12 protein-coding genes are annotated in these 20,685 nt (G+C 42.5%); all 12 read left to right on the top strand.

Features of this window, described 5'->3' with window-relative positions; all coding sequences use genetic code 11:
• Positions 1-83 precede the first annotated feature (83 nt).
• The 12 genes from ACZ47N_RS08650 to ACZ47N_RS08705 all read left to right on the top strand — a co-directional run bounded on the left by ACZ47N_RS08650 (position 84) and on the right by ACZ47N_RS08705 (position 20,618).
• Positions 84-9,656: a leucine-rich repeat protein gene (locus tag ACZ47N_RS08650; protein WP_464886156.1), complete on the top strand. Its 9,573-nt coding sequence runs from the start codon at positions 84-86 to the stop codon at positions 9,654-9,656.
• Positions 9,657-9,757: 101 nt separating this feature from the next.
• Positions 9,758-10,708, top strand: coding sequence for a DUF4430 domain-containing protein (locus ACZ47N_RS08655; RefSeq protein WP_464886157.1), 951 nt, complete (start codon positions 9,758-9,760; stop codon positions 10,706-10,708).
• Positions 10,699-11,637 (top strand): energy-coupling factor transporter transmembrane component T, encoded by a 939-nt coding sequence (locus ACZ47N_RS08660; protein ID WP_464886158.1) that lies wholly within the window; start codon positions 10,699-10,701, stop codon positions 11,635-11,637. Before ACZ47N_RS08655 ends, ACZ47N_RS08660 begins: the two co-directional genes overlap by 10 nt.
• On the top strand, positions 11,574-13,229 hold the full coding sequence (locus ACZ47N_RS08665; protein ID WP_464886159.1) for an ABC transporter ATP-binding protein: 1,656 nt from the start codon (positions 11,574-11,576) through the stop codon (positions 13,227-13,229). Before ACZ47N_RS08660 ends, ACZ47N_RS08665 begins: the two co-directional genes overlap by 64 nt.
• A 20-nt stretch (positions 13,230-13,249) precedes the next feature.
• Entirely contained in the window at positions 13,250-13,936 is a 687-nt protein-coding gene (locus tag ACZ47N_RS08670; protein ID WP_242870093.1) for an ECF transporter S component, read from the top strand.
• A gap of 163 nt (positions 13,937-14,099) precedes the next feature.
• Positions 14,100-15,005 (top strand): phosphate ABC transporter substrate-binding protein, encoded by a 906-nt coding sequence (locus ACZ47N_RS08675; RefSeq protein ID WP_464886160.1) that lies wholly within the window; start codon positions 14,100-14,102, stop codon positions 15,003-15,005.
• A 12-nt stretch (positions 15,006-15,017) separates the two neighbouring features.
• Positions 15,018-15,902, top strand: coding sequence for a phosphate ABC transporter permease subunit PstC (gene pstC, locus ACZ47N_RS08680; RefSeq protein WP_176968353.1), 885 nt, complete (start codon positions 15,018-15,020; stop codon positions 15,900-15,902).
• Positions 15,899-16,750 carry a PstA family ABC transporter permease gene (locus tag ACZ47N_RS08685; protein ID WP_464886161.1) on the top strand — a complete coding sequence of 284 codons (852 nt, stop codon included), beginning with the start codon at positions 15,899-15,901 and terminating at the stop codon, positions 16,748-16,750. The genes pstC and ACZ47N_RS08685 overlap by 4 nt, the downstream gene beginning before the upstream one ends.
• Positions 16,747-17,496, top strand: coding sequence for a phosphate ABC transporter ATP-binding protein (locus tag ACZ47N_RS08690; protein ID WP_464886162.1), 750 nt, complete (start codon positions 16,747-16,749; stop codon positions 17,494-17,496). Before ACZ47N_RS08685 ends, ACZ47N_RS08690 begins: the two co-directional genes overlap by 4 nt.
• A 63-nt stretch (positions 17,497-17,559) precedes the next feature.
• The gene (locus ACZ47N_RS08695; protein ID WP_464886163.1) at positions 17,560-18,039 is read left to right on the top strand and encodes an HAD family hydrolase; all 480 of its coding nucleotides are present in this window, start codon (positions 17,560-17,562) and stop codon (positions 18,037-18,039) included.
• 85 nt (positions 18,040-18,124) lie between these two features.
• Positions 18,125-18,670: a type 1 glutamine amidotransferase domain-containing protein gene (locus ACZ47N_RS08700; protein WP_464886164.1), complete on the top strand. Its 546-nt coding sequence runs from the start codon at positions 18,125-18,127 to the stop codon at positions 18,668-18,670.
• Positions 18,671-18,932: 262 nt separating this feature from the next.
• Positions 18,933-20,618 (top strand): ABC transporter substrate-binding protein, encoded by a 1,686-nt coding sequence (locus ACZ47N_RS08705; protein ID WP_464886165.1) that lies wholly within the window; start codon positions 18,933-18,935, stop codon positions 20,616-20,618.
• The last annotated feature ends 67 nt before the right edge of the window (positions 20,619-20,685 follow it).

A 20,685-nucleotide genomic window follows, 5' to 3' on the forward strand; every position in this document is an offset into this window, starting at 1 on the left:
TTACATAGAGGAAAGGGGCGGATGTAGGAAGCGGTGCAAGGATAAGGGCAAGAAAGAACAGCAAAAGAAAAGGAGGCATAAGAATGTCAAAAATGGTATGGAAGCAACGTATTGCGTTGCTAGTAACCTTAAGTATGGTACTACCTTTGTTTAGTCCATTTGTAGCATGGGCGGAAAAAGATTTGGTGGAGAAACATACTGAATCAACGAAAACAACAGTTACGGAAAAGGTTTACCAAGAGGTGGATCAAATCCCTGAAACGAATGATTCGGATGATCAGAGTGATAGGAAACATCTGGATACAAAGGAAGAAAAGCCAGAAGAAAAACAGGAAGATGCAGCTTATGAGGAAGCGAAAGAAACAGAAGAGACAGAAGAAATAGAACAAATAAAAATGCAAAGCAATGATGAATTTGAGTTTGATGAAGAAAAAGGAATTATTTTAGGATATCGAGGAAAAAATCCACCAGAAGAGTTAATCATACCATCTACTATTAACGGAGTGGATGTGAAAAAAATAGGTGAAAAAGCTTTTCACTTCTCTTCTTTTGGCGGAAGTATTAATAGTCAGATTAAAACACTTGTGCTACCAGAAGGGCTTGAAGAAGTAGGTCCATGGGCATTTCAGGGGAACTTGATTGAAGAACTGAAATTGCCTAACACCTTGAAAACAGTAGAGAAACGAGGGTTCTGGGGGAATCAGATTAAAGAAATTACCTTCTCTGATCATTTGGTGAAAATTGGAGAGGATGCTTTTGAAGGCAATAAGTTGAAAGAAATTCACCTTCCTGAATCCTTAAAAGAAATAGGAGCTATGGCTTTTAAGGATAATGAACTGGAGCATGTGACGTTATCTTTGGGACTTGAAAAAATTGGACAGCAGGCATTTACCTTCAATGCCCTGGACGAAATTATTTTGCCTGATAGTGTGAAGGATTTTCCATCCAATGGAAGAATTTTCTGGCGGAGCAATACAAAGAAAGAGGATGGAATCCAGCGATATACAAAGATTTATAATAATGGGGATGCAACAGACTTAAATACTCAAGGAATTGTTAATCCTGCTTCTCTGACGATTCATTATGTAGATGAACAGGGGAAAAGCATCAAGGAAACGGAAGGGATTACAGGTCAGGAAAAGCATGCTGTATGCGATGAAAGCTGGAGTCTGGTAGTGGGTAACCAACGCTACTTGAAAGATTATAGAACCAGTACGGGGAATTTTAGGGACTATAATTTTACAGAATCCTTGGGAGAAAACTATTTCCGAATAGGAGATACGATCACCTTTGTACCAAAAGAAATTCCTGGGTATCTAGCTCCAGAACCTATTGAAATAACACTAGAAGAAAAGCATAACGAAAGCAATGTTGTTTATCAGGAACTTGGCTCTATCGCTTTGTCGTTGGAAGGTGAAGGTGTTAAAAGCCTGCCGGAATCCGGCACTATAGGGATAAATCAAGACGTAAGGATTTATGTCATTCCTCCGGAAGGCAAAGAGATTGATCAGTTTTTAGTCAATGGTGAAGACAAGCAAGAAAGGTTGGAGTATAGGAATTTACGCTATGAATATTCGTTTAAAGCGATAAAAGATACAGATGTAGAAGTAACTTATCGTAGCGTTGGAGAATCGACCCAAGAATTGGAGATAAAAGTAGAAGAAAAAGCTTTTTTACTTGGAGAAAAGGCCCAGATCACATTAGCCTATCGGGGTGAACTGGTAGAGCCACCGTTTGACGGGATTCAATGGAACGTTGATGATGAATCTGTGGCATATCTTGATGAAAACACTGGAGAAATAATAGCTCTTAAATCGGGTACATTTATTTTAACAGCTATGTTAAAGGATGACAGTACCCGTCAGGATCAAATAGAAATAGAAGTATTATCTTTTCCCTCATCGATCCGGATAGAAGCGAATGATCATACGATGGTGCCGGAAACAGAGGTAGAGATTTCTTCCTTAGATCTAAGTCAATATGGCATTAGTCGAGAATTTGACGAAGTACGGCCTATTCATGTTATTATTGCCGGACTGGAAAGTGTTGGCATAGATTGTAGTGATAGTCAAAAGGGACTTAATCATAATAATGGTACCTACATTGATATGATTGATGGATTAGCTACCTTTAGTACCGGCCCTGGAGATGGGTGGATGTATTATGTGGACCATCAATGGGCCAATTTAGGGGTAGATAATTATCCCATCCATCCAAACCAGGAAATTGTTATGTTCTTTGTGGAAGACTATATGGATAACACCTATAGCTGGTTTGAAGAAAAAAGGATCTATACATCAACAGGAGAAGCAACAGAACTGGTGTTGACTGGATCTCATTATGATATGTGGACAGATGAAACAACCACCGGACCTGTAGAAGGTGCAAAGATTCTACGGGAAGAAGAAGCTTTAGAAATAGATGGCGAAACTTTTACCACCGATGAAGATGGAAAAGTATCCATCGTTTTTGCCAAGCCGGGAACCTATCATCTATCGGCTGAAAGATTTTCGACAGAAGGTAAACGAGATATTTCCAGACCTTATGTAAAAGTAATGGTGGAAGGAGAAGAAAAAGAGCCCACCCCCTTTGAAGTGGAAATCAAAGGGTTGACAAATCCCTCTTATCAGTCAAAAGTTACAGCTGAAGTGGAGTATCGGGGCGATTTTCAGAAGCCGGTATCGGTTCAGTTAGAATATGATGGTCAAATCATAGAAGCTGAATCATCAGGCGAATATGTGCTGAATCTGGCGGAAGGCATCAATGTGATTACGGCCAAAGCTACCGATAACCAGGGGAATGAAGTAACTGATAGAAAGATAATAAACTATAGCCAGATCAAGGTAGTGGATTTTAAACCAGCTCCTGGCCAGTTTACCAATACAAACTGGACAGATGCCAGTAAGCTTCGCTCTGTTCCGGATGCGGGTATTTCACTGGGTGCTTTTGGCGGATATGTCATTGTCGAATTTGAAGAACCTGTGAAAAATGATCCAAGAAATCCATACGGCATGGATTTTACAGTGTTCGGAAACCCCTTTGAAATAGCAGGACAACCGAATATCTACAATCAGGAACCAGGTATTGTAGAGGTAAGTAACAACTTGGAAGGACCATGGTACGTACTGGCAGGTTCGGAGCATGATCAGGAAGATACGTACCACGATTATCGGGTGACCTATACAAATCCGAAAAAAGAAAAAGCTACCAATGTTCCATGGCAGGACAATAAGGGAAATCAAGGCCATGTGAAAAGAACGATTTATGATAATCCTATGTATCCTGAGGCTGAAGCCTTTCCAAACATTGATCAGAATCAATATACCCTGACAGGCGTATCGATTCTTAATAATTTGGCAGGAACGGAGGTAGGAACCAAAGCGTATCAGGTAGGATTTGGATATGCGGACAGCACTCCTACTGCTTCTGGTGCAGATTTTCAAGGCCCTCCCAACAATCCTTACCGATTGGGCATTCAAGGGTACGGTGGCGATGCCATGGACCTTCGTTGGGCTGTGGACCAACAGGGAAATCCGGTAAAACTAGATGAAGTTCGGTACGTAAAAGTGTATACAGGACTGATGAAGCATGCCGGAGGATTTGGCGAAATTTCCACAGAAATAACCGGAATACGTCCCAGCACTCCGGTGGAAAACAAGGTTCATCGCATTGAGATTGCAGGAGATTTAGAATTAGAGCCTGGCCAGAACAGTCAGCTATACGTAAAGGCTTTTGATCAAGCAGGAAAGGAAACCATTTATCAGCAAATAGACTGGAGCATTGAGGATAGCAAAGTAGCCGATATCCGAAAAGAAGCTGGGCTTGTAACCGGTTTGCAGGATGGCAAGGTTCAAGTAACCGCTACTTTAGCAACAGATCCAACGGTGCAGGATACTGTAGAGCTGGTAGTTGGGTCGCCGGAAACGGTTATTCCTAAAAGCCTTCACATCACTAATCCAACAGGAAATAACACCCTACAGGTGGGTGGAAAAACACGGCTTACACCGGTAGTATACGATGAGGCAGGTCATATCATTGAAGGAATTGAAGACGATGCCTTTGTTTGGGAAAGTCAGGAAGAGAGTATCGCTTCGGTAAAACCATGCTCCATATTTGAAGGACGGTGGGAAGTTGAGGGCCACAGTGTGGGATACACGACTATCCAGGCTGTTTATGAAGGGATAGAAGGCTCGGCCGTCATTCGGGTCCTTGAAGAAGAACTTAATGTACGTACGGATGATAATCGCAGGATTGCCGAAAACGCTTGGAAAAACGCTTTGAAAAATGCAAAAACCTTGCAAAGTGAAAAAGTATATTTAGGCGTTATCAATACGAAGCGTGACCGGGAAGGGGAGATTCTTCGAATACCGGTGGCATTTTTGCAACAAGCAAAAGAACAAAAAGTCACGTTGGTAGTAGAGGCTAAAGATTATGGTCTGGTCATTGATCCAAAAGCCTTTGATCTGTCGCCCTATGAAGCAGATTCTGCAGAACTGCGGATTAGGACCAGCATGATAGAAGCTGAGAGCCTACCAGCTTATCAGGGAAAAGAAACACTGGGAAGAACCTGGAACCTGGCAATGAGCTTTTATGATGGAGAACAGATCCTAGAAGAAATCAGCCAGTTTTCCGCAGGCACAGAGGTTCAGTGGAGGATGAAATACTGGGGTCATGAAGGGGCAGATCAGGAAGCCAGCCGCATGCATCCCTATATTTTGGAAGATAATCAAGAGGCTTATATTGGACATTCCGAATATCATACTGAATCGCAGCAACTTCGATTCTCCTTAAGAAAACCAAGTACCATAGGGACTGTTTTAGGAGAGTACGAACCAGACAAAGAGCCAGAGGAAAAGCCGATAGAAGTCGATAAAACCCTATTGCAATCAAAGTTAGATGAAGTTGAATACGTTGGGGTATCAGAAAATGGCTTGGATATCGAGACGGATCAGCAATGGACAACCAAAAAAGATAGAGAAATATTTGAAGCTGATGTCAAGAAAGCCCAAGCTGTACTTGAGGACGATGATGCAACACAAGAAATGGTAGAAGAAGCGATTCAAAGGCTTAAACATGCCATAAATATCTATGAAACAGCAAAGCAAGAAGGAATAGAGTATGTAGAGCCAGGAAGCGTAGAAGAAGCTACCCAACAATTGGTGTACTACTATCGGAACCAGCAACCCAACAGTCCCACCAACGATTGGGAAGCCTTTGTAGGCCTTTGGGGACTTGGGGAAAATTTCCGGCAAGCGCCATGGCCAGTCTATGGATGGCAAGAAAAAGATCCAGGATTTGACGCCATCACCTTCGGAAACGCCCATATTCATCATATATACAGTCTGTTAGGAACCGGGCACAATCCAGCAGAAGCTTTTGAAACCAATCGAAATCTTTTTTCAGAACTGGCCCAACAGCAAAATGAAGATAGCGGTTATTTCGGAAATCTTGGAAAACATATCTGGGCGATGGTAGCTCTGGATATTGGATTAGATATTGATGCTGAAATACCGGAATGGAATGCAGCGGCAAGGCAAAAAGCTATTGACGCTTTGCTGGCTCAACAAAATACAGACGGCAGCTTTGGCCGATTTAGTCATATTGACTATACCGGTTGGGCATTAATACCACTTTCTCGGTCAGAGGGTGTTGCTGTAGAAAAAGCCATTCAAGACGCTAAAAGCTACCTGAAATCCATGCAGGAATCTGATGGAGGTTTTGGTGGCACAGGTAGTTGGGATGTGGCCAACTCCAACAGTATTGCATGCGTTATTCAAGGGTTGATAGCCCTTGGAGAAGACGTTCAGAATCCAGAAGGCCCATGGGCTAAAAATGGCAATACACCAGTAGATGCTTTGCTGAAATATCAACGAGAAGATGGGGCTTTTAATTGGAAAATGGATGATGAAGGCTCCATTGGCATGGCAACCAAACAAGTATCCGTAGCTTTATCGGACTTGAAATCAGAAAGATCTACTTGGTATCAAATGGGCACAATCTCCTTTGAAACCGTTGATGATTCAGGCCTTACAGCCCTCATTGAAGAAGCAGAGGAAAAAGAAAACGGGCAATATACTGCTGTTTCCTGGCAACGAATGAATCAAGCATTGGAAGAAGCGAAAGAACTGGTGAAAAACCAGTCGGCAACACAGGAAGCCGTAGATCAAGCGGCAGAAAAATTACGGGAAGCCCTTCATCTGTTGGTCAGACGAGTAACCCTGTCCCAGGAGGAAGGAAGCCATCGGATTAGCCTGGAAGACATGGAGGAAGAAGTAGAAATAGAAATAAGTCCAGCCGATAGTCATAAGGAAGTAGAAATTCTGCTTTCTTCGATAAAGCCGGCAAGAATGAACCTGCCAGCCGACACTCCCCTTCCTGGGATAAGGGCAGAAAACGGGAAAAGCGTTTTTGAGATAGAAAAAGGAACACAGATCACAGAGGGAGACAGCTCTCGATTTGACCTGTTAATTGAAAGACCGGAAAAAGAAAGCGAGATAGAATCGCTTTTGAAGAAACACTTAACCAGCAACGGAAGTCGTTCTTCCATAAAGACTGTTGGGAAGGCTCTATCTCTTGGAAATGAAGAAAGAATAACCTTAGATCAATACGCAACCCTTACGTTTCAGGGCGAAAGTGGCAAAGAAGTAGGTTATCTTCAAAATGGCACTCTGAGTCTTGTTGAAAAAGTAAGCAATATAGAAGAAGCTGAAAAGCAGGGCATGGAAATCTTTGCTTATGATAACGGAGAAAACCTCTTGCTTCGCACCACGCACTTTACAGATTTCTTTGTGTACAGCTTGGAAGAAGATGAGGAAGATGAAGAGGACACCGGCTCAGATCAGGAAGATGAAGAGGACACCGGCTCAGATCAGGAAGATGAAGAGGACACTGGATCAGATACCGGATCAGATACTGGCAGTGGTGGCCCAGGTGGTGGCGCTGGCGGTGGTGGCGGTGTGGTTCCAAAACCGGAAAAAGAAACCGTAACCATCTCTATTGATAAAAAAACCATAGATAAAGGATATGTCCTTCGTCCTGTCGAAGTGGAGTTAAAAAAAGGAGATTCAGCCTGGGACGTATTAAAACGGGAAATGGATCGACGATCCATAGCCTATCGGTATAGCTTCTCCGAACAATACAATAGTGTTTATGTAGAATCCATTGCAGGAGATGGCGAGTTTGACCATGGTGAGTTCAGTGGATGGATGTACAATGTTAATGGATGGTACCCTAACTATGGTGCCAGCCGATATGAGTTAAGGCATGGCGACAGAATGCAATGGCGCTATACCACCGACTTGGGAGAAGATCTTGGAGAGGATTTAAGCAAGTGGGAGAATGATGGCGACAGCGGCCATACGGTTGAAATAAGAGCAGGTGAGAAAAAGCCGGTTCTTCAGATTCCGGAAGATATTAAAGAAAAATATGTGATTAAGATTGATGAAAAATTAAAAGATATTGAAGTTCTTCGCATTGAAATACCAGAAACAGAGGAAGTAGTAGCACTTAACCTGGCGGAAAGCAAAGACGCCCTGCCAGCCATGATCGCTGTTAAGGAAGACTGGGAGTTGGAAATCGAAAAAGATACGGCTTTGCTTTCAGAAGAAACAGAAGTACAACTCTTTAGCTTGGTAGAGCAAGAAGCCATTGAATGGCTGGAAAATCAGTGGGTAAACTCAGATACAGAAGAAGAAAAAGTAGTTAAAAAAGCGGTGATGATGGGACATCCAGAGAAAAAGATATCCTTCAGCATACCGGTTACGCTTAGTTTGAAAAATGGCCGGAACTTACAGGTCGTCGTAAAGAGTGAAGAAACCTTAAGAGAAATTCCTGTCTATGAAACAGAGGAAAAAGCCAAAGAAGCATTAGCGGAAGAAAAAGAAGGTAAAGAAGCATATGCCTATTTGGAAGGAGATACCCTTCGGGTAAAAACCCTTCACTTTAGTGATTTCTTCTTTTATCAACGGGCAGAAGAAGTAGAAAAAGTCGAAAAAGTTGATGAAGCAGCTGAAGCAGAGAAACGGCGACAAGAAAGACTAGAAGCCCTGCTTCTATACGAAGATGAGGCGCAAATATCAGATTGGGCTAGGGAAGCCATGGCAAAAGCCGTAGATACGGGAGTGATGCGAGGCTATTCACAGCAACTTCGGCCACAGGATGCGGTAACCCGGGCAGAGTTTGTTACATTGCTGACAACGGTTGTAGAAACCGCTGATCAGCAAAGAAGCCTTCATTTTCATGACGTTGCATCGGATCATTGGTACTATCAACCGGTGATGAAAGCCGCCGGTAGTGGATGGGTATCTGGTTATGGCGATTCCTTTAACCCCCAAGCCCCTATTAGCCGTGAAGAAATGGCAGTAATGCTGGCGAAAGCCATCGAATTAGAATACTGGAATTCAATCGTTGACACTTCTGACGCTGAACTGGTTTCTCCCTGGGCAGCAGAATCCGTATCCGCAGTGATGGCACATCGTTATATGAATGGAAATGGCCATCAGTTTATGCCAAAAGAAATCACAACCAGAGAGATGGCTGCGGTTGTGGTCATGAAAGCCTTTGACAGAGAAACAGAGAGGGAGCAAAAGAATATCAGTGCTGCTTCTGACCTGACAGATCCAGTAGAAGAGGAAGAAGCGAAGGAAGACGAAAAGGTACAAAAGGAAAAAAGGAAGGAAGATAAAGACAAAGACAAAGCAAAAGAAGCAAGTGAAGAAACAACCATAGGACGGCGTGAAGCCGTCCTCCAGAAAAAAATAGAAGAGACCGCTTCTTTTATGAAAATCATGGTGCCAGATCCCCAGGTAGCCAGTGTAGGTGGAGAATGGACGATTTTTTCCATTGCTAGATCCCATGTGGAAGTACCAAAGACCTATCAAGAAAAATACCTGAAAAACGTGGAAAATACCATGAGAGAAAAGGAAGGGATTCTTCATCCTATTAAGTATACCGAGTATGATCGGGTCATTCTGGCCCTTACTTCTCTGGGAATACCCGTAGAAGATGTGGCCGGCTATAGCTTATTAGATCCCTTAGCAGATTTTGAAACCGTATTAAAACAAGGGCTGAACGGGCCTATTTGGGCATTAATTGCCCTAGATACTGGCGGCTATACAATTCCTCAAATTCCAGATTTTCCTACCCAAACCAGCAGAGAAAAGTTGATTAAGGAAATACTGGACCGGGAGTTACCTGGAGGTGGCTGGTCGTTGACAGGAGATTTGCCGGCAGATACGGATATTACTGGAATGGCTATTCAAGCTTTGGCACCTTATCAAGATCAATCGGCGGTGAAAAAAGCTACTGAGAAAGGATTGGATTTTTTATCTCGGGAACAATTAGAGGATGGGAGCTTTCAAAGTGCCTGGGGCAACGAAGCCAGCAGCGAAAGTATTTCTCAGGTTATTGTGGCATTAACGGCTTTGGGGATCCATCCAGAAGAAGATCAACGTTTCATTAAAAATGGGAACAGCCCCGTAGATGCCTTGTTAAGCTTTTACGTGGAAGGTGGAGGATTTCGCCACATTCAATCCGGAGAGGTAGACCCCATGGCAACGGATCAGGGAATGTACGCATTGGTGTCGTATCATCGATTCTTAAAAGGATTGCCAAGGTTGTATGATATGACTACTGTTACTAGGGACGGAAAAGAATGAAGAAAGCGTTGTTTAAAGGAAAAAGAACCCTTTTAGATAAAAGAAAATAGAAAACAGGCAGGGGCATATAATGTCGCTGCCTGTTAGTAGGTGGTGAAAAAATGATCAAAAAAAGATGGAAATGGTTGTTGGCAGTGGCTGTGATACTGAGTGCTTCTTTTTTGATAGATGATTTTCAGGCCTGGCGTTATGAAATAGCACCCCGGGTAACCGTGGAAGATTTAGAAAAAAATCCGGCACCGGTGATGCCCCATGAAAAAACAGATCAGGAGGAAGAATCATTTTCGGATCAACTTAATAAAGGAAATGATGCATCCGATGAAGAGGCAGAAGAGCCGAAAGAAGAGCCGAAAGAAGAAAAGGTAGAAAAAGCTTCGCCAGAAACGATAAAAAAAGATGAAAAAGAAATACAAGAAGAAGTGACGGAAGAAAAAGCAAAAGCAGAAGAGAAGGACAACTCAAAAGCAGAAGAGAATGAAATAGTAATAGAAGAAGATAAAGAAGAGAAAAAAGAAGTAGAAACAAAAAAAGAGGAAAAGAAGCGAAGAACCGAGCAAGATCAGTACCTTACGGATCCAGTGCCAGAAGGAAAACCAGAACCTGTTGAGTGGCAAGAAACACAAGTAGATTATGGAAAGAAGAAAACTGTTATCCTGTCGGTCACTTGTCATACTATTTTGGAGAATTTGGAAATATTTAATCCAGACAAAATGGAGGTACTTCCAAGGGATGGCATCATTTTTCCGGAAAAGGAAGTTGTTTTTTATCCCGGAGAATCTGCCTTTGATGTGACCCATCGGGAACTAAAAAATGCAGGCATTCATATGGAGTTTAGCATGACTCCGATGTACAACAGCAACTATGTGGAAGGCATTCACAATCTTTATGAATTTGATACGGGTCCGTTAAGTGGTTGGATGTATGCGGTGAATGGCTGGTTTCCCAACTATGGTAGCAGTCGTTATTTGTTGGAAGCCGGAGATAAGATTGAATGGAAATATACTTGTGACTTGGGAAGAGACTTAGAAGGAGGCGCTTCCTCATGGAATTAGCAAAGAATCACGGTTTTTCCAATAGCCATCCTGTTGTCTTAATGACTTTCTTTATTGGGGTACTGGGAGTAACCATGTTTCACATGCATCCAGTATTCTTGCTAATGTCCCTGATTACTGGTTTTATCTATAACTGGAAACTCAGAGACCGGGCTTATGTGAAAAAGCAAAGTGTTTTTCTGGTAGTGATTATGGTGACCACGGCCCTTATGAATCCAATGTTTAACCATGCTGGCGTAACCATTTTGTTTTATACTAGAAACGGAAATCCTGTTACCGCCGAATCCATTTTTTATGGCCTAGCATCGGCAGTAATGTTTGCTGCCGTTATTTTATGGTTTTCCTGTTTTAATGCCGTCATGACTTCAGACAAACTAGGCTACTTATTTGGAAAACTTTCTCCCGCTCTCGGGATGATTTTTTCCATGGCATTACGATTTGTACCTCTTTACCAGCATCAAATCAAACAAATTGCCATGGCTCAAAAAGGGATCGGTAATGATTTTACCCAAGGCTCCTGGATTCAGAGGGGAAAAAATGGCATTAAAATCCTATCCATTATGGTTACCTGGGCCTTGGAAAGCGCCATTGAGACGGCAGATTCAATGAAAGCCAGAGGCTATGGAACCGGAAAAAGAAGTCATTTCTCTATTTATTCATGGAGTTTTCGGGACAAGGTTTTATTGACATGGATTGTCCTGTTTTTCTTGGCGATGCTGGCAGGTGGTGTGGAAGGATATGTGCAAGTCCGTTACTTTCCCAGCTTTCGCTTGGCAAGCTTTAATGGAGTTCATAGTCTTCTTCTCATATGCTTTTTTTGCCTGTGCAGTTTGCCAATTTTTGTCACCAGATGGGAGGAATATCAATGGCGTTGTTTGACATCCAGAATATCAACTTCTGGTATCCCGGACAAAATCACCCAGCTTTAAAGGAAGTAAACCTATCCATTGACGCAGGAGAAATGCTGGTTCTTTGTGGTGCGTCTGGTTGTGGAAAAACCACCTTGTTGCGGCAATTAAAGCCAGTCTTAACGCCCCATGGCAAGAAAGAAGGCGACATTCTTTTTAAGGGAGAGTCCTTAGCATCCTTAGAAATGAAAGACCAGGCAACGGCTATAGGCTACGTGCTTCAAAGTCCAGAAAATCAAATAGTGACGGATAAGGTGTGGCATGAATTGGCCTTTGGCTTAGAATCTTTAGGTGAAAAACAGGAAGTGATTCGCCTCAGGGTAGCTGAAATGGCCAGCTTTTTTGGAATCGAAGACTGGTTTCACCGATCGGTACATCATCTCTCTGGGGGACAAAAGCAATTACTAAACCTGGCGGCTGTTATGGTGATGCAACCAGAAGTGTTGATTCTGGACGAACCCACAGCACAGTTGGATCCTATTGCAGCCGTTGAATTTTTAGAAACTGTTCAAAAAATAAACCGGGAGCTGGGAGTAACCGTTCTCTTATCGGAGCATCGGCTGGAAGAGGTGATTCCTATGGCAGATCGGTTAGTTTTGATGGAAAAAGGAGAAGTTAACTTGAATCTTTCTCAGGAACTACTTCGAAAAAATAATTTCACCAAAAAGCAGAAAGACTATGTGACAACGACAGCAATGCGGATTTATGGAGAGGTAAGATCTTCGGAGCAAGGAATGGAATACGGTCCGGTTACAGTGAAAGAAGGGCGGCAATGGCTGGATACAATCCAAAGACAGGTATCGGCAGACTTGGGAAAAAAGCATTCAAATTCCTTGAAAAATAAAGAGAATTCCTTGGATAATAAAGAGAATTCCTTGGAATGTCAGGATCTTTGGTTTCGTTATGAAAAAGGTGGAAAGGATGTGTTAAGGAGTTTTAATCTTTCAGTTAAAAAAGGAGATTTTCATTGCTTACTGGGAGGCAATGGAGTTGGCAAGTCTACTTTTTTACTTTTGGCAGCAAAGATCTTGGAAGCTTATAGAGGAAAATTCAAAAGGAAGGATAAAAGAATCGCTTTATTGCCTCAAAATCCTAAAAATCTTTTGGTGAAAAAAACCTTGATAGAAGATCTGGAAAGTATGGAAATAGATGGAGGCCCGCCATCTTCCCAGCAAATAACTAGCATGCTGGAGTTTATGGGCTTATCAGATCTGACAAAGGCTCATCCATACGATCTGAGTGGTGGAGAAATGCAACGGGCGGCTTTGGCAAAAATATTAATGATATCACCGGATTTACTGCTGTTGGATGAACCTACGAAAGGCTTGGATCGTCCCTTTAAGGAAGCCTTAGCGAAACGGCTGATCGCCTTAAAAGATCAAGGGATGACGGTTCTAATGGTTTCTCATGATATTGAATTCTGTGCCCGCTATTCGGATACCTGTTCGCTTATTTTTGATGGGCAGGTGGTTAGCACAGAACCATGTTACCAGTTTTTTGCTGGAAACCGATTCTATACCACAGCAGCCAATCGCATGGCACGTCATGTAATGCCGGCGGCCATTACGGAAAAGGATGTGATTCAAGGATGCAAAGCTCTTTTTTGTCCCTGAAGAAAGCTAGGTGGCGCCTAGTGATATCAGCCGTAATGATCCTGCTATTGATTCCGGCCACCATTCTGTTGGGAGTGATGTACTTAGAAGATCGGAAGTATTATTTTATTAGTATGTTAATCATATTCTACACCTTACTTCCTTTTGCTCTTATTTTTGAAGAAAGAGAACCACAGGCCAGAGAGCTAATGATTATTGCAGTACTAACCGCTTTGGCAGTAGCAGGAAGAGCTGCTTTTTTTATGTTGCCTCAGTTTAAGCCGGTGGTGGCGATTGTGATTATTGCCGGCATCAGTTTTGGTGCAGAGTCTGGGTTTTTGGTAGGGGCCATGGCTGGCTTTGTTTCAAATTTCTACTTTGGTCAGGGTCCATGGACGCCTTGGCAAATGTTTTGTTTTGGGATCATAGGATTTTTGGCTGGTCTTATTTTCTTTAACGGGAAAATACGAAAATCAAAAAAGAATCTATGTATTTTCGGGGTGTTGGCAACCTTTTTTATCTATGGAGGGATTATTAATATCGGTGCCCTGTTTATGTTTATGCCTGTATTTTCTTTGGATGCTTTACTGGGAATGTATGTAACCGCCTTTTGGTTTGATGTGATTCATAGCATTGCTACCGGTTTTTTTCTGTTTTGGTTGACGGATCCGATGACGGAAAAGTTGGAACGGGTAAAGACAAAATATGGTTTGTTGGAAGATCGGTAAAGGAGAAGTGTGGTTGTGAAAGTTGATTAATAGACATTCTCTATCGAAGTGAACGAATAAATAGAGAATATCTATTGGACTGATATTCCTTCTTTCTGCTATTATTAGGTGTATTGGACAAATGTCAGATAAGCATACATATCAAGTAAAGTGAGGGATTAAGATGAAAAAAATGGCAAAGATAGTAGTAATAGGATTGATGATGGTGACCATGGCTGCTTGTGGCAATGGAGGTGGCAGCGGTGATACAGCCGCAGAAGATCAAAACTTCGACGGAGAACTGCTTTTTACTGGCTCCTCTACCCTGGCACCTACGATTTCTCAGATAGCCGATGAATTTCAGAATGAATTTGGAACCTGGGATCAGGTAGAGGACTCCTTGCCGGCGGAAACCATTCAGATCAGTGTATCTACTGGTGGATCCGGTGCTGGAGCAAAAGCTGTATTGGATGGAACAGCGAACATAGGAATGTTGGCTCGTCATGCACGGGAAGAAGAGAGAGAAGCTTTAGAGGAATATCAGGAAGCCATTATCGGCATGGATGCATTACTGATGGCCGTTAATCAGAATAATCCCCTAGGGCAGAATCGTTCTGAAATTACAGCGGAAGAAGTGCAAAATATTTTCTCAGGCGAATGGACTCATTGGAACCAGGTAGATGAAAACCTGCCAGAAGAAGAAATTGTGCTATTGGTTCGTGATGTAGGCGGCGGTGCTCATGGAGTGTTTCAAAATGCTATGATGGGCGAAGTGGATGTGACCGAAACGGCCATTGAAGTTCCTTCCATGACAGGGTTAGTGGATCGATTGATGGATAACCCATTAGCCATGGGATATGCTTCTTTTGGTGTGGCAGAAATGCATCAAGATGATTTGGTAGCTTTTGTTTTGGATGGAGTGGAGCCAAGTCTTGAAAACATCCTTGATGGAACCTATCCAGTAGCCAGACCTTTAGTATTGGTATGGAATGGAGAATTGAATCCAGCAGAAGCTGCATTTATGGAATATATTAAATCTGAAAAAGGCATCCAGATTCTTGATGAAATGGGATTTGTGCCAGTTCAATAAGGAATGAAAAAAATGTTCTATCATCGATTGGAAAAACTTTTTGCCACAACGGTACGTGCCTGTACTGTTGTGGCAGTATTCATATTAGCCCTGGTGATTTTTTTGATTTTCCGGGAAAGCCTGGCGATTTTTCAGGAGGTGTCGGTGAAGGATTTTCTCTTTGGAGCCGAATGGAGGCCTGTGTCTCACCATCCTAGGATTGGTCTGAGGCCAATATTGGCAGCAACTTTAGCCTTGCCACTGGTGGCTCTTGTGCTGGCACTGCCGATGGCGGTGGGGGCCGCTTTGTTTTTTGCATATCTTTGTCCCGGGCCTCTAAGAAGACCATTACGAAGCCTTATTGATATCATGGCTGGTATCCCCTCGGTTATTTATGGAATGCTTGGTTTGGTATACCTAATTCCTCTAATGGAAAATCTTTTCTCCATGAGTTCCGGAGATTCCTTACTGGCCGGTGGTGTGTTATTGGCGATTATGGTACTTCCCTTTATGATTTCTGTTATGGCAGAAAGCATGGAAGCAGCAGGCAGTCAGTATCTGGAGGTTTCTAAAACCCTGGGCGTTTCCCATTTGTATATGTTACGGGAACTTATTTTACCCTTATCCTTAAAAGGGATGATTGCCGGAGCTGTTTTAGGGACTTCTAGGGCTATGGGAGAAACCATGGCGGTGATGATGGTGGTAGGAAACTCACCCCTGATGCCAGATTCTTTGCTGGGCAGAGTCAAGCCGATTCCCTCACTTATTGCTCTGGAGATGGGGTCCGCACCCTTGGGAAGTCAGCACTACCATGCTATTTTTGGAGCCGGTTTTGTATTGCTGATGTTGCTTTTAGGGATCAACCTTCTTTTTTACTGGCTGCGCAGGCAAATAGAAAGCAGAGGTGAAGTTTCATGAAAGAAGGTGTGAAGAAACATTGGAAAGACTATGTTCTTCAGAGCTGGATCTATGCTTCTCTTTTGGTGGTTATGGCCGCAGCCGCTTTTATTTTTGGAAGCATTTTTATCCGGGGGTTTTCAGCGATTGATATGGAATTTTTAACCGCGTCACCGCAGGGAAGGCCACTAGGCAGTGAAGGCGGTATTTTCCCCGCCATGATGGGTTCTTTAGCCTTAGGGCTGATCAGCACCTCTTTGGCAACTATCTTAGGGTTGTCCGTAGCGGTCTACCTTTTCTTGTATAATCAGTCTGGTAAAATAGATGCCTTTGTCCGGCTGATTGTTCAGTGCATTGCTGGAATACCTTCTATTATTTTAGGATTGTTCGGATATACCTTTTTTGTAGTTCTTCTTGGATTTGGCCATTCTTTGCTGGCTGGCGGACTGACCTTATCCATCATGATTTTTCCGGTCATCGTGATTAATACGGAAAAAGCTTTGCGGGAAATGGTTGCTCATCAAATGATGGCTTCTCATGCCCTGGGGGTGTCAAAATCCTATAGTTTTTTTAAGTTGGTATGGCCGGCACGAAAAAAAGATATTCTTTCCGGAATCCTGCTAGGGACGGTTTATGCCATGGGAGCGACAGCGCCTATTATTCTAACAGCGGCGGTTGTATCCGCTTCTGTACCGAACTCCTTGTTTCGTCCAGTCATGGCCTTACCCTATCATTTGTACTTTATGGCAGCAGAGCGGATCTCCATGGAAAACGCTTTTGGAACCGCCTTGGTGCTGCTGAGTATGTTTTTTATAGCCTATGGGATTTCTTTTTATTTATTTCAGGATAGGAAGGAGGAAGAAAAATGACCCAGGCCATCGCTATTAAGAACTGGCATGTTCATTATGGAAAAACAGAAGTATTGCAAGATATTTCTTTAGAAATACCAGAAAAAAAGATTACGGCTCTGATTGGCTCCTCCGGTTGTGGCAAAACCACTTTGCTGAAATCCATTAACCGACTAACAGAAGAAGAGCCGACAGCTACTACTCGAGGAGAAATCCAGTTAAAAGGAACTTCCATTCAAAGCCTGCCTCTGGAAATCCTTCGACGACGTATAGGGCTGGTATTTCAAACACCGACACCCTTTCCCTTTTCTATCAAAAAAAACATGGAATATGGCATTCGATACCATGAAAAATTAACGGCCAAAGAAGAAGTCATGCTGATTGAAGAAAAATTGAAAATGGCTGGGCTTTACGAAGAAGTAAAGGATCGGATGAACTTGTCGGCCGTAAGGCTTTCAGGAGGACAGCAACAGCGTCTTTGCATTGCCCGTTCCCTAACCTTAAATCCGGATGTATTGCTGTTGGATGAACCTTGTTCTTCTTTAGACCCAAAATCCACGGCTGTTATTGAAGAAACCTTGAGACAATTAGCAAAGGAAGTGAGCATCGTTATTGTAACCCATAACATGGCTCAGGCCAAAAGGATCGCTGATTATACCGCTTTTATCAATAATGGAGTTTTGGTGGAGCGACAAGAAACAGAAGCTCTTTTCAAGCATCCCCATCAAGAAGAGACCCGTCATTATTTGGAAGGATTGGTAGGGTGAAAAACCATAGAACACCAATCAGAAAGCCAAGGAGCATTAATAAGCTGGGAAGGAATGAAAAATATGTCCATTAATTTAAAGATACCAGGAGATCAAACCTATGAAATAGAATATATTGTATGCGACCTGAATGGAACCCTTGCAAATGGTGGAAACTTACTAGATACAACCGTAGAAAAATTAAAGAAGCTGTCAGAAAAGGCGACGCTTTATATTATTACAGCCGATACCCATGGGACAGCACCTCTCATTGAAAAACGTCTGGAAGGTGCGGCTTCCGTAAAAGTGGTGAGTGGCTCTCAAACGTCCGAAGACAAGGAAAAATTTATTGAATCATTGGGAGGTTCTTGTACGATTGCCGTTGGGAATGGAGCCAATGATGTGGAAATGTTTAAAAAAGCAGCCATCTCCATTGCGATAATTGGAAGAGAAGGAGCCTTTGCGCCTCTTTTATCCGTGGCAGATGTAGTCGTTACACAAATAGAGGATGCCTTGGAATTGTTGCTGGAAACAAAAAGAATGGTGGCAACATTGAGAAGATAACCCTGTCCAAGGCATTGAAATATAAGTCAAAATTTAAGATTAGTAAACCGAGTCAGCGGGTAGACTTAAACCAGGAGGTGCTAAAATGAATCAAGAAATTAAAAAAGGTAACATACTCCAACTGGTGGAGGAAAACTTTGAAGACTTGGAGCTTTGGTATCCAGTGTTAAGAGCCAGAGAAGCAGGATATAACGTTGTGCTGGCAGGAAAAGAAAAAAACAAACAATACATGGGGAAGTATGGAGTGCCGGCTACCACAGAGATCAGTTTTGCGGAAGTGAAAGCTGGATCATACGATGGCGTATTGATTCCCGGTGGATGGGCACCGGATAAACTGCGGCGTTATCCTGAGCTATTGGAAATCATCCATCTGATGGAAAAAGAGAATAAAGTCATGGCTCAAATATGTCACGCGGGATGGGTATTGGTATCGGCAGACATTTTGAAGGGGAAAATCGTAACCAGTACCCCTGCCATTCGAGATGACATGGTAAATGCTGGTGCACATTGGAAAGATGAGTCTGTGGTTGTTGACGATTACCTTATTTCAGCCCAAGGGCCAAGGGATCTGCCAGATTATATGAAGGCAGTCTTGGAAAGGTTGGAAACAAAACACGCTAAAAAACTTTGAAAAACAGTATTATGCATATATGAATAATGATAAAACAGGGCATAAGCACTAGAAAAACTGGTCTTTAATGAAAGAGACCAGTTTTTCTATGCATAAAAAAAGGAGGAAACAACGGAAAATTGCGAATTTCGCAAACAAAGCATTTTGTATAAATATACACCGCAGGAATAAAAGATAATTTGACAGAACTGACTGAAAAATGGTAGAATAGCCGTGTTACTAGGAAAAGTAAAAATACATAAGATGGAGGAGGAAGGCAAGGATGAAAAGATTAAAGCAAAAAAAAGCATGGCTAAGCTTGTTGTTGGCGGCTGCATTACTGCTCAGTGCGTGTGGGGGCGGAGGAACATCAGAACCAGCAACACCTGCATCAGACATTCCAGATGAAGAGATGGGAGAAGTTGTACCGTCCATTACCATTTATAGTTCCCTACCAGAAGACAATATGGTTAACTATGAAATGGCACAGGAAGTAGCAGAAGAGCTTCAGAAATTAGGAGTCGATGCTGTTTCTCAGCCAATGGACTTTGCCGTATTATTGGATGTACTATATGGAGAAGATAGTGACTTTGATGCCTATACCATTGGTTGGTCTGGACGAATCGAACGTTTGGATCCGGATATGTTCATCCATTCCATCAATCATTCATCAAACGCTGAACCAGGTGGCAACAACACCAACCGATATCGGAATCCTGCATTTGATGAGGTAGCTGATGCCCAGCGTCGTGAAATGGATTTGGAGCAACGAAGAGAGTATGTTTTTGAAGCACAGCGAATTTTAGCAGAAGATGTGCCTAAAATAACACTTTATTCAAGAGCTAACATGCAGACATATAACAAAGATTTATTTGAAGATGTCATCAATATTCCTGGTGAAGGGCTTTTTAATGAGTGGACTCCTTTCTCCATCAAGCCTAAAACAGACAAAACCATCTTAACGGTAGCCAGCAATGTGAACATTGACGACATGAACCCAATGAGTTCGAGAAGTGTTTATGGATGGAGAAATCTGCGACTCATCTACGATAAATTGGTGCGAATCTCGCCTGATATCGAGCCAGTGCCTTGGGCTGCCGAAAGCTGGGAAGTCGTAGAAGATCATATTATAGATGTGGTCCTACGAGAAGGAATGACTTTCCACGATGGCCAGCCAGTTACTGTGGAAGATGTGAAGTTTTCCTATGAATTATTTATTAATGAAAATGTAGAGTACTTTGCTTCTTTTACAGATCCAATTGAAAGCATTGAAATTACGGAAGAAAATACAGTTCGATTTATCTTGGAAGAGCCTTATGCACCTTTCATTACCAATACTTTGGCACAAATACCAATTTTACCCAAGCATATTTGGGAAAACATTGAAAGTCCGGTGCAATATGGCAACGAAGATGCCATTGGAAGTGGTCCTTTCAAGCTGGATCGGTTCCAGACAGGCGAAGAGCTAGTGCTCTCTAAGTTTGATGATTATTTTGAACCGGTACACATTGATGGATATATTTTCCAAATCTTTGCTTCTCCAGAAGGCGTCTTGACGGCTTTGGAATTAGGTAATGTAGATATGGTATCTTACGATTTAGTTCCTGCTCATACGGAGCAAATAGCCAATAATGTAGATGGTCAATACGATCATTTGGAATTAACAGAAGCAGATGATATTGGTTTCTTCTACCTTGGCATGAACTTGGATCGGCAGCCATTCGGTAATAAAGATTTTAGAATTGCCATGGCCCATTTGGTAGACTATGATCTAGCTTTAGATGTACACTTAAATGGATATGGTGCTCGTGGTGGCGGTGGATTAACCATTGTGGAAGCCAATGAATTTTGGCATAATCCAGATGTGCCTATTTATGACACCTATGACCCAGAAAAAGCTAAAGACATATTGTTGGAAGCTGGCTTTACTTGGGACAGCCAAGGGAAACTTCGAATGCCTGTAGAGTAACAAGGATAAGAACTTAAAAGTGCTAGTAATCAATAGTAAAACAACATGAAAGTCGAGAAATCGGCTT

Source organism: Tindallia texcoconensis, assembly GCF_055383815.1.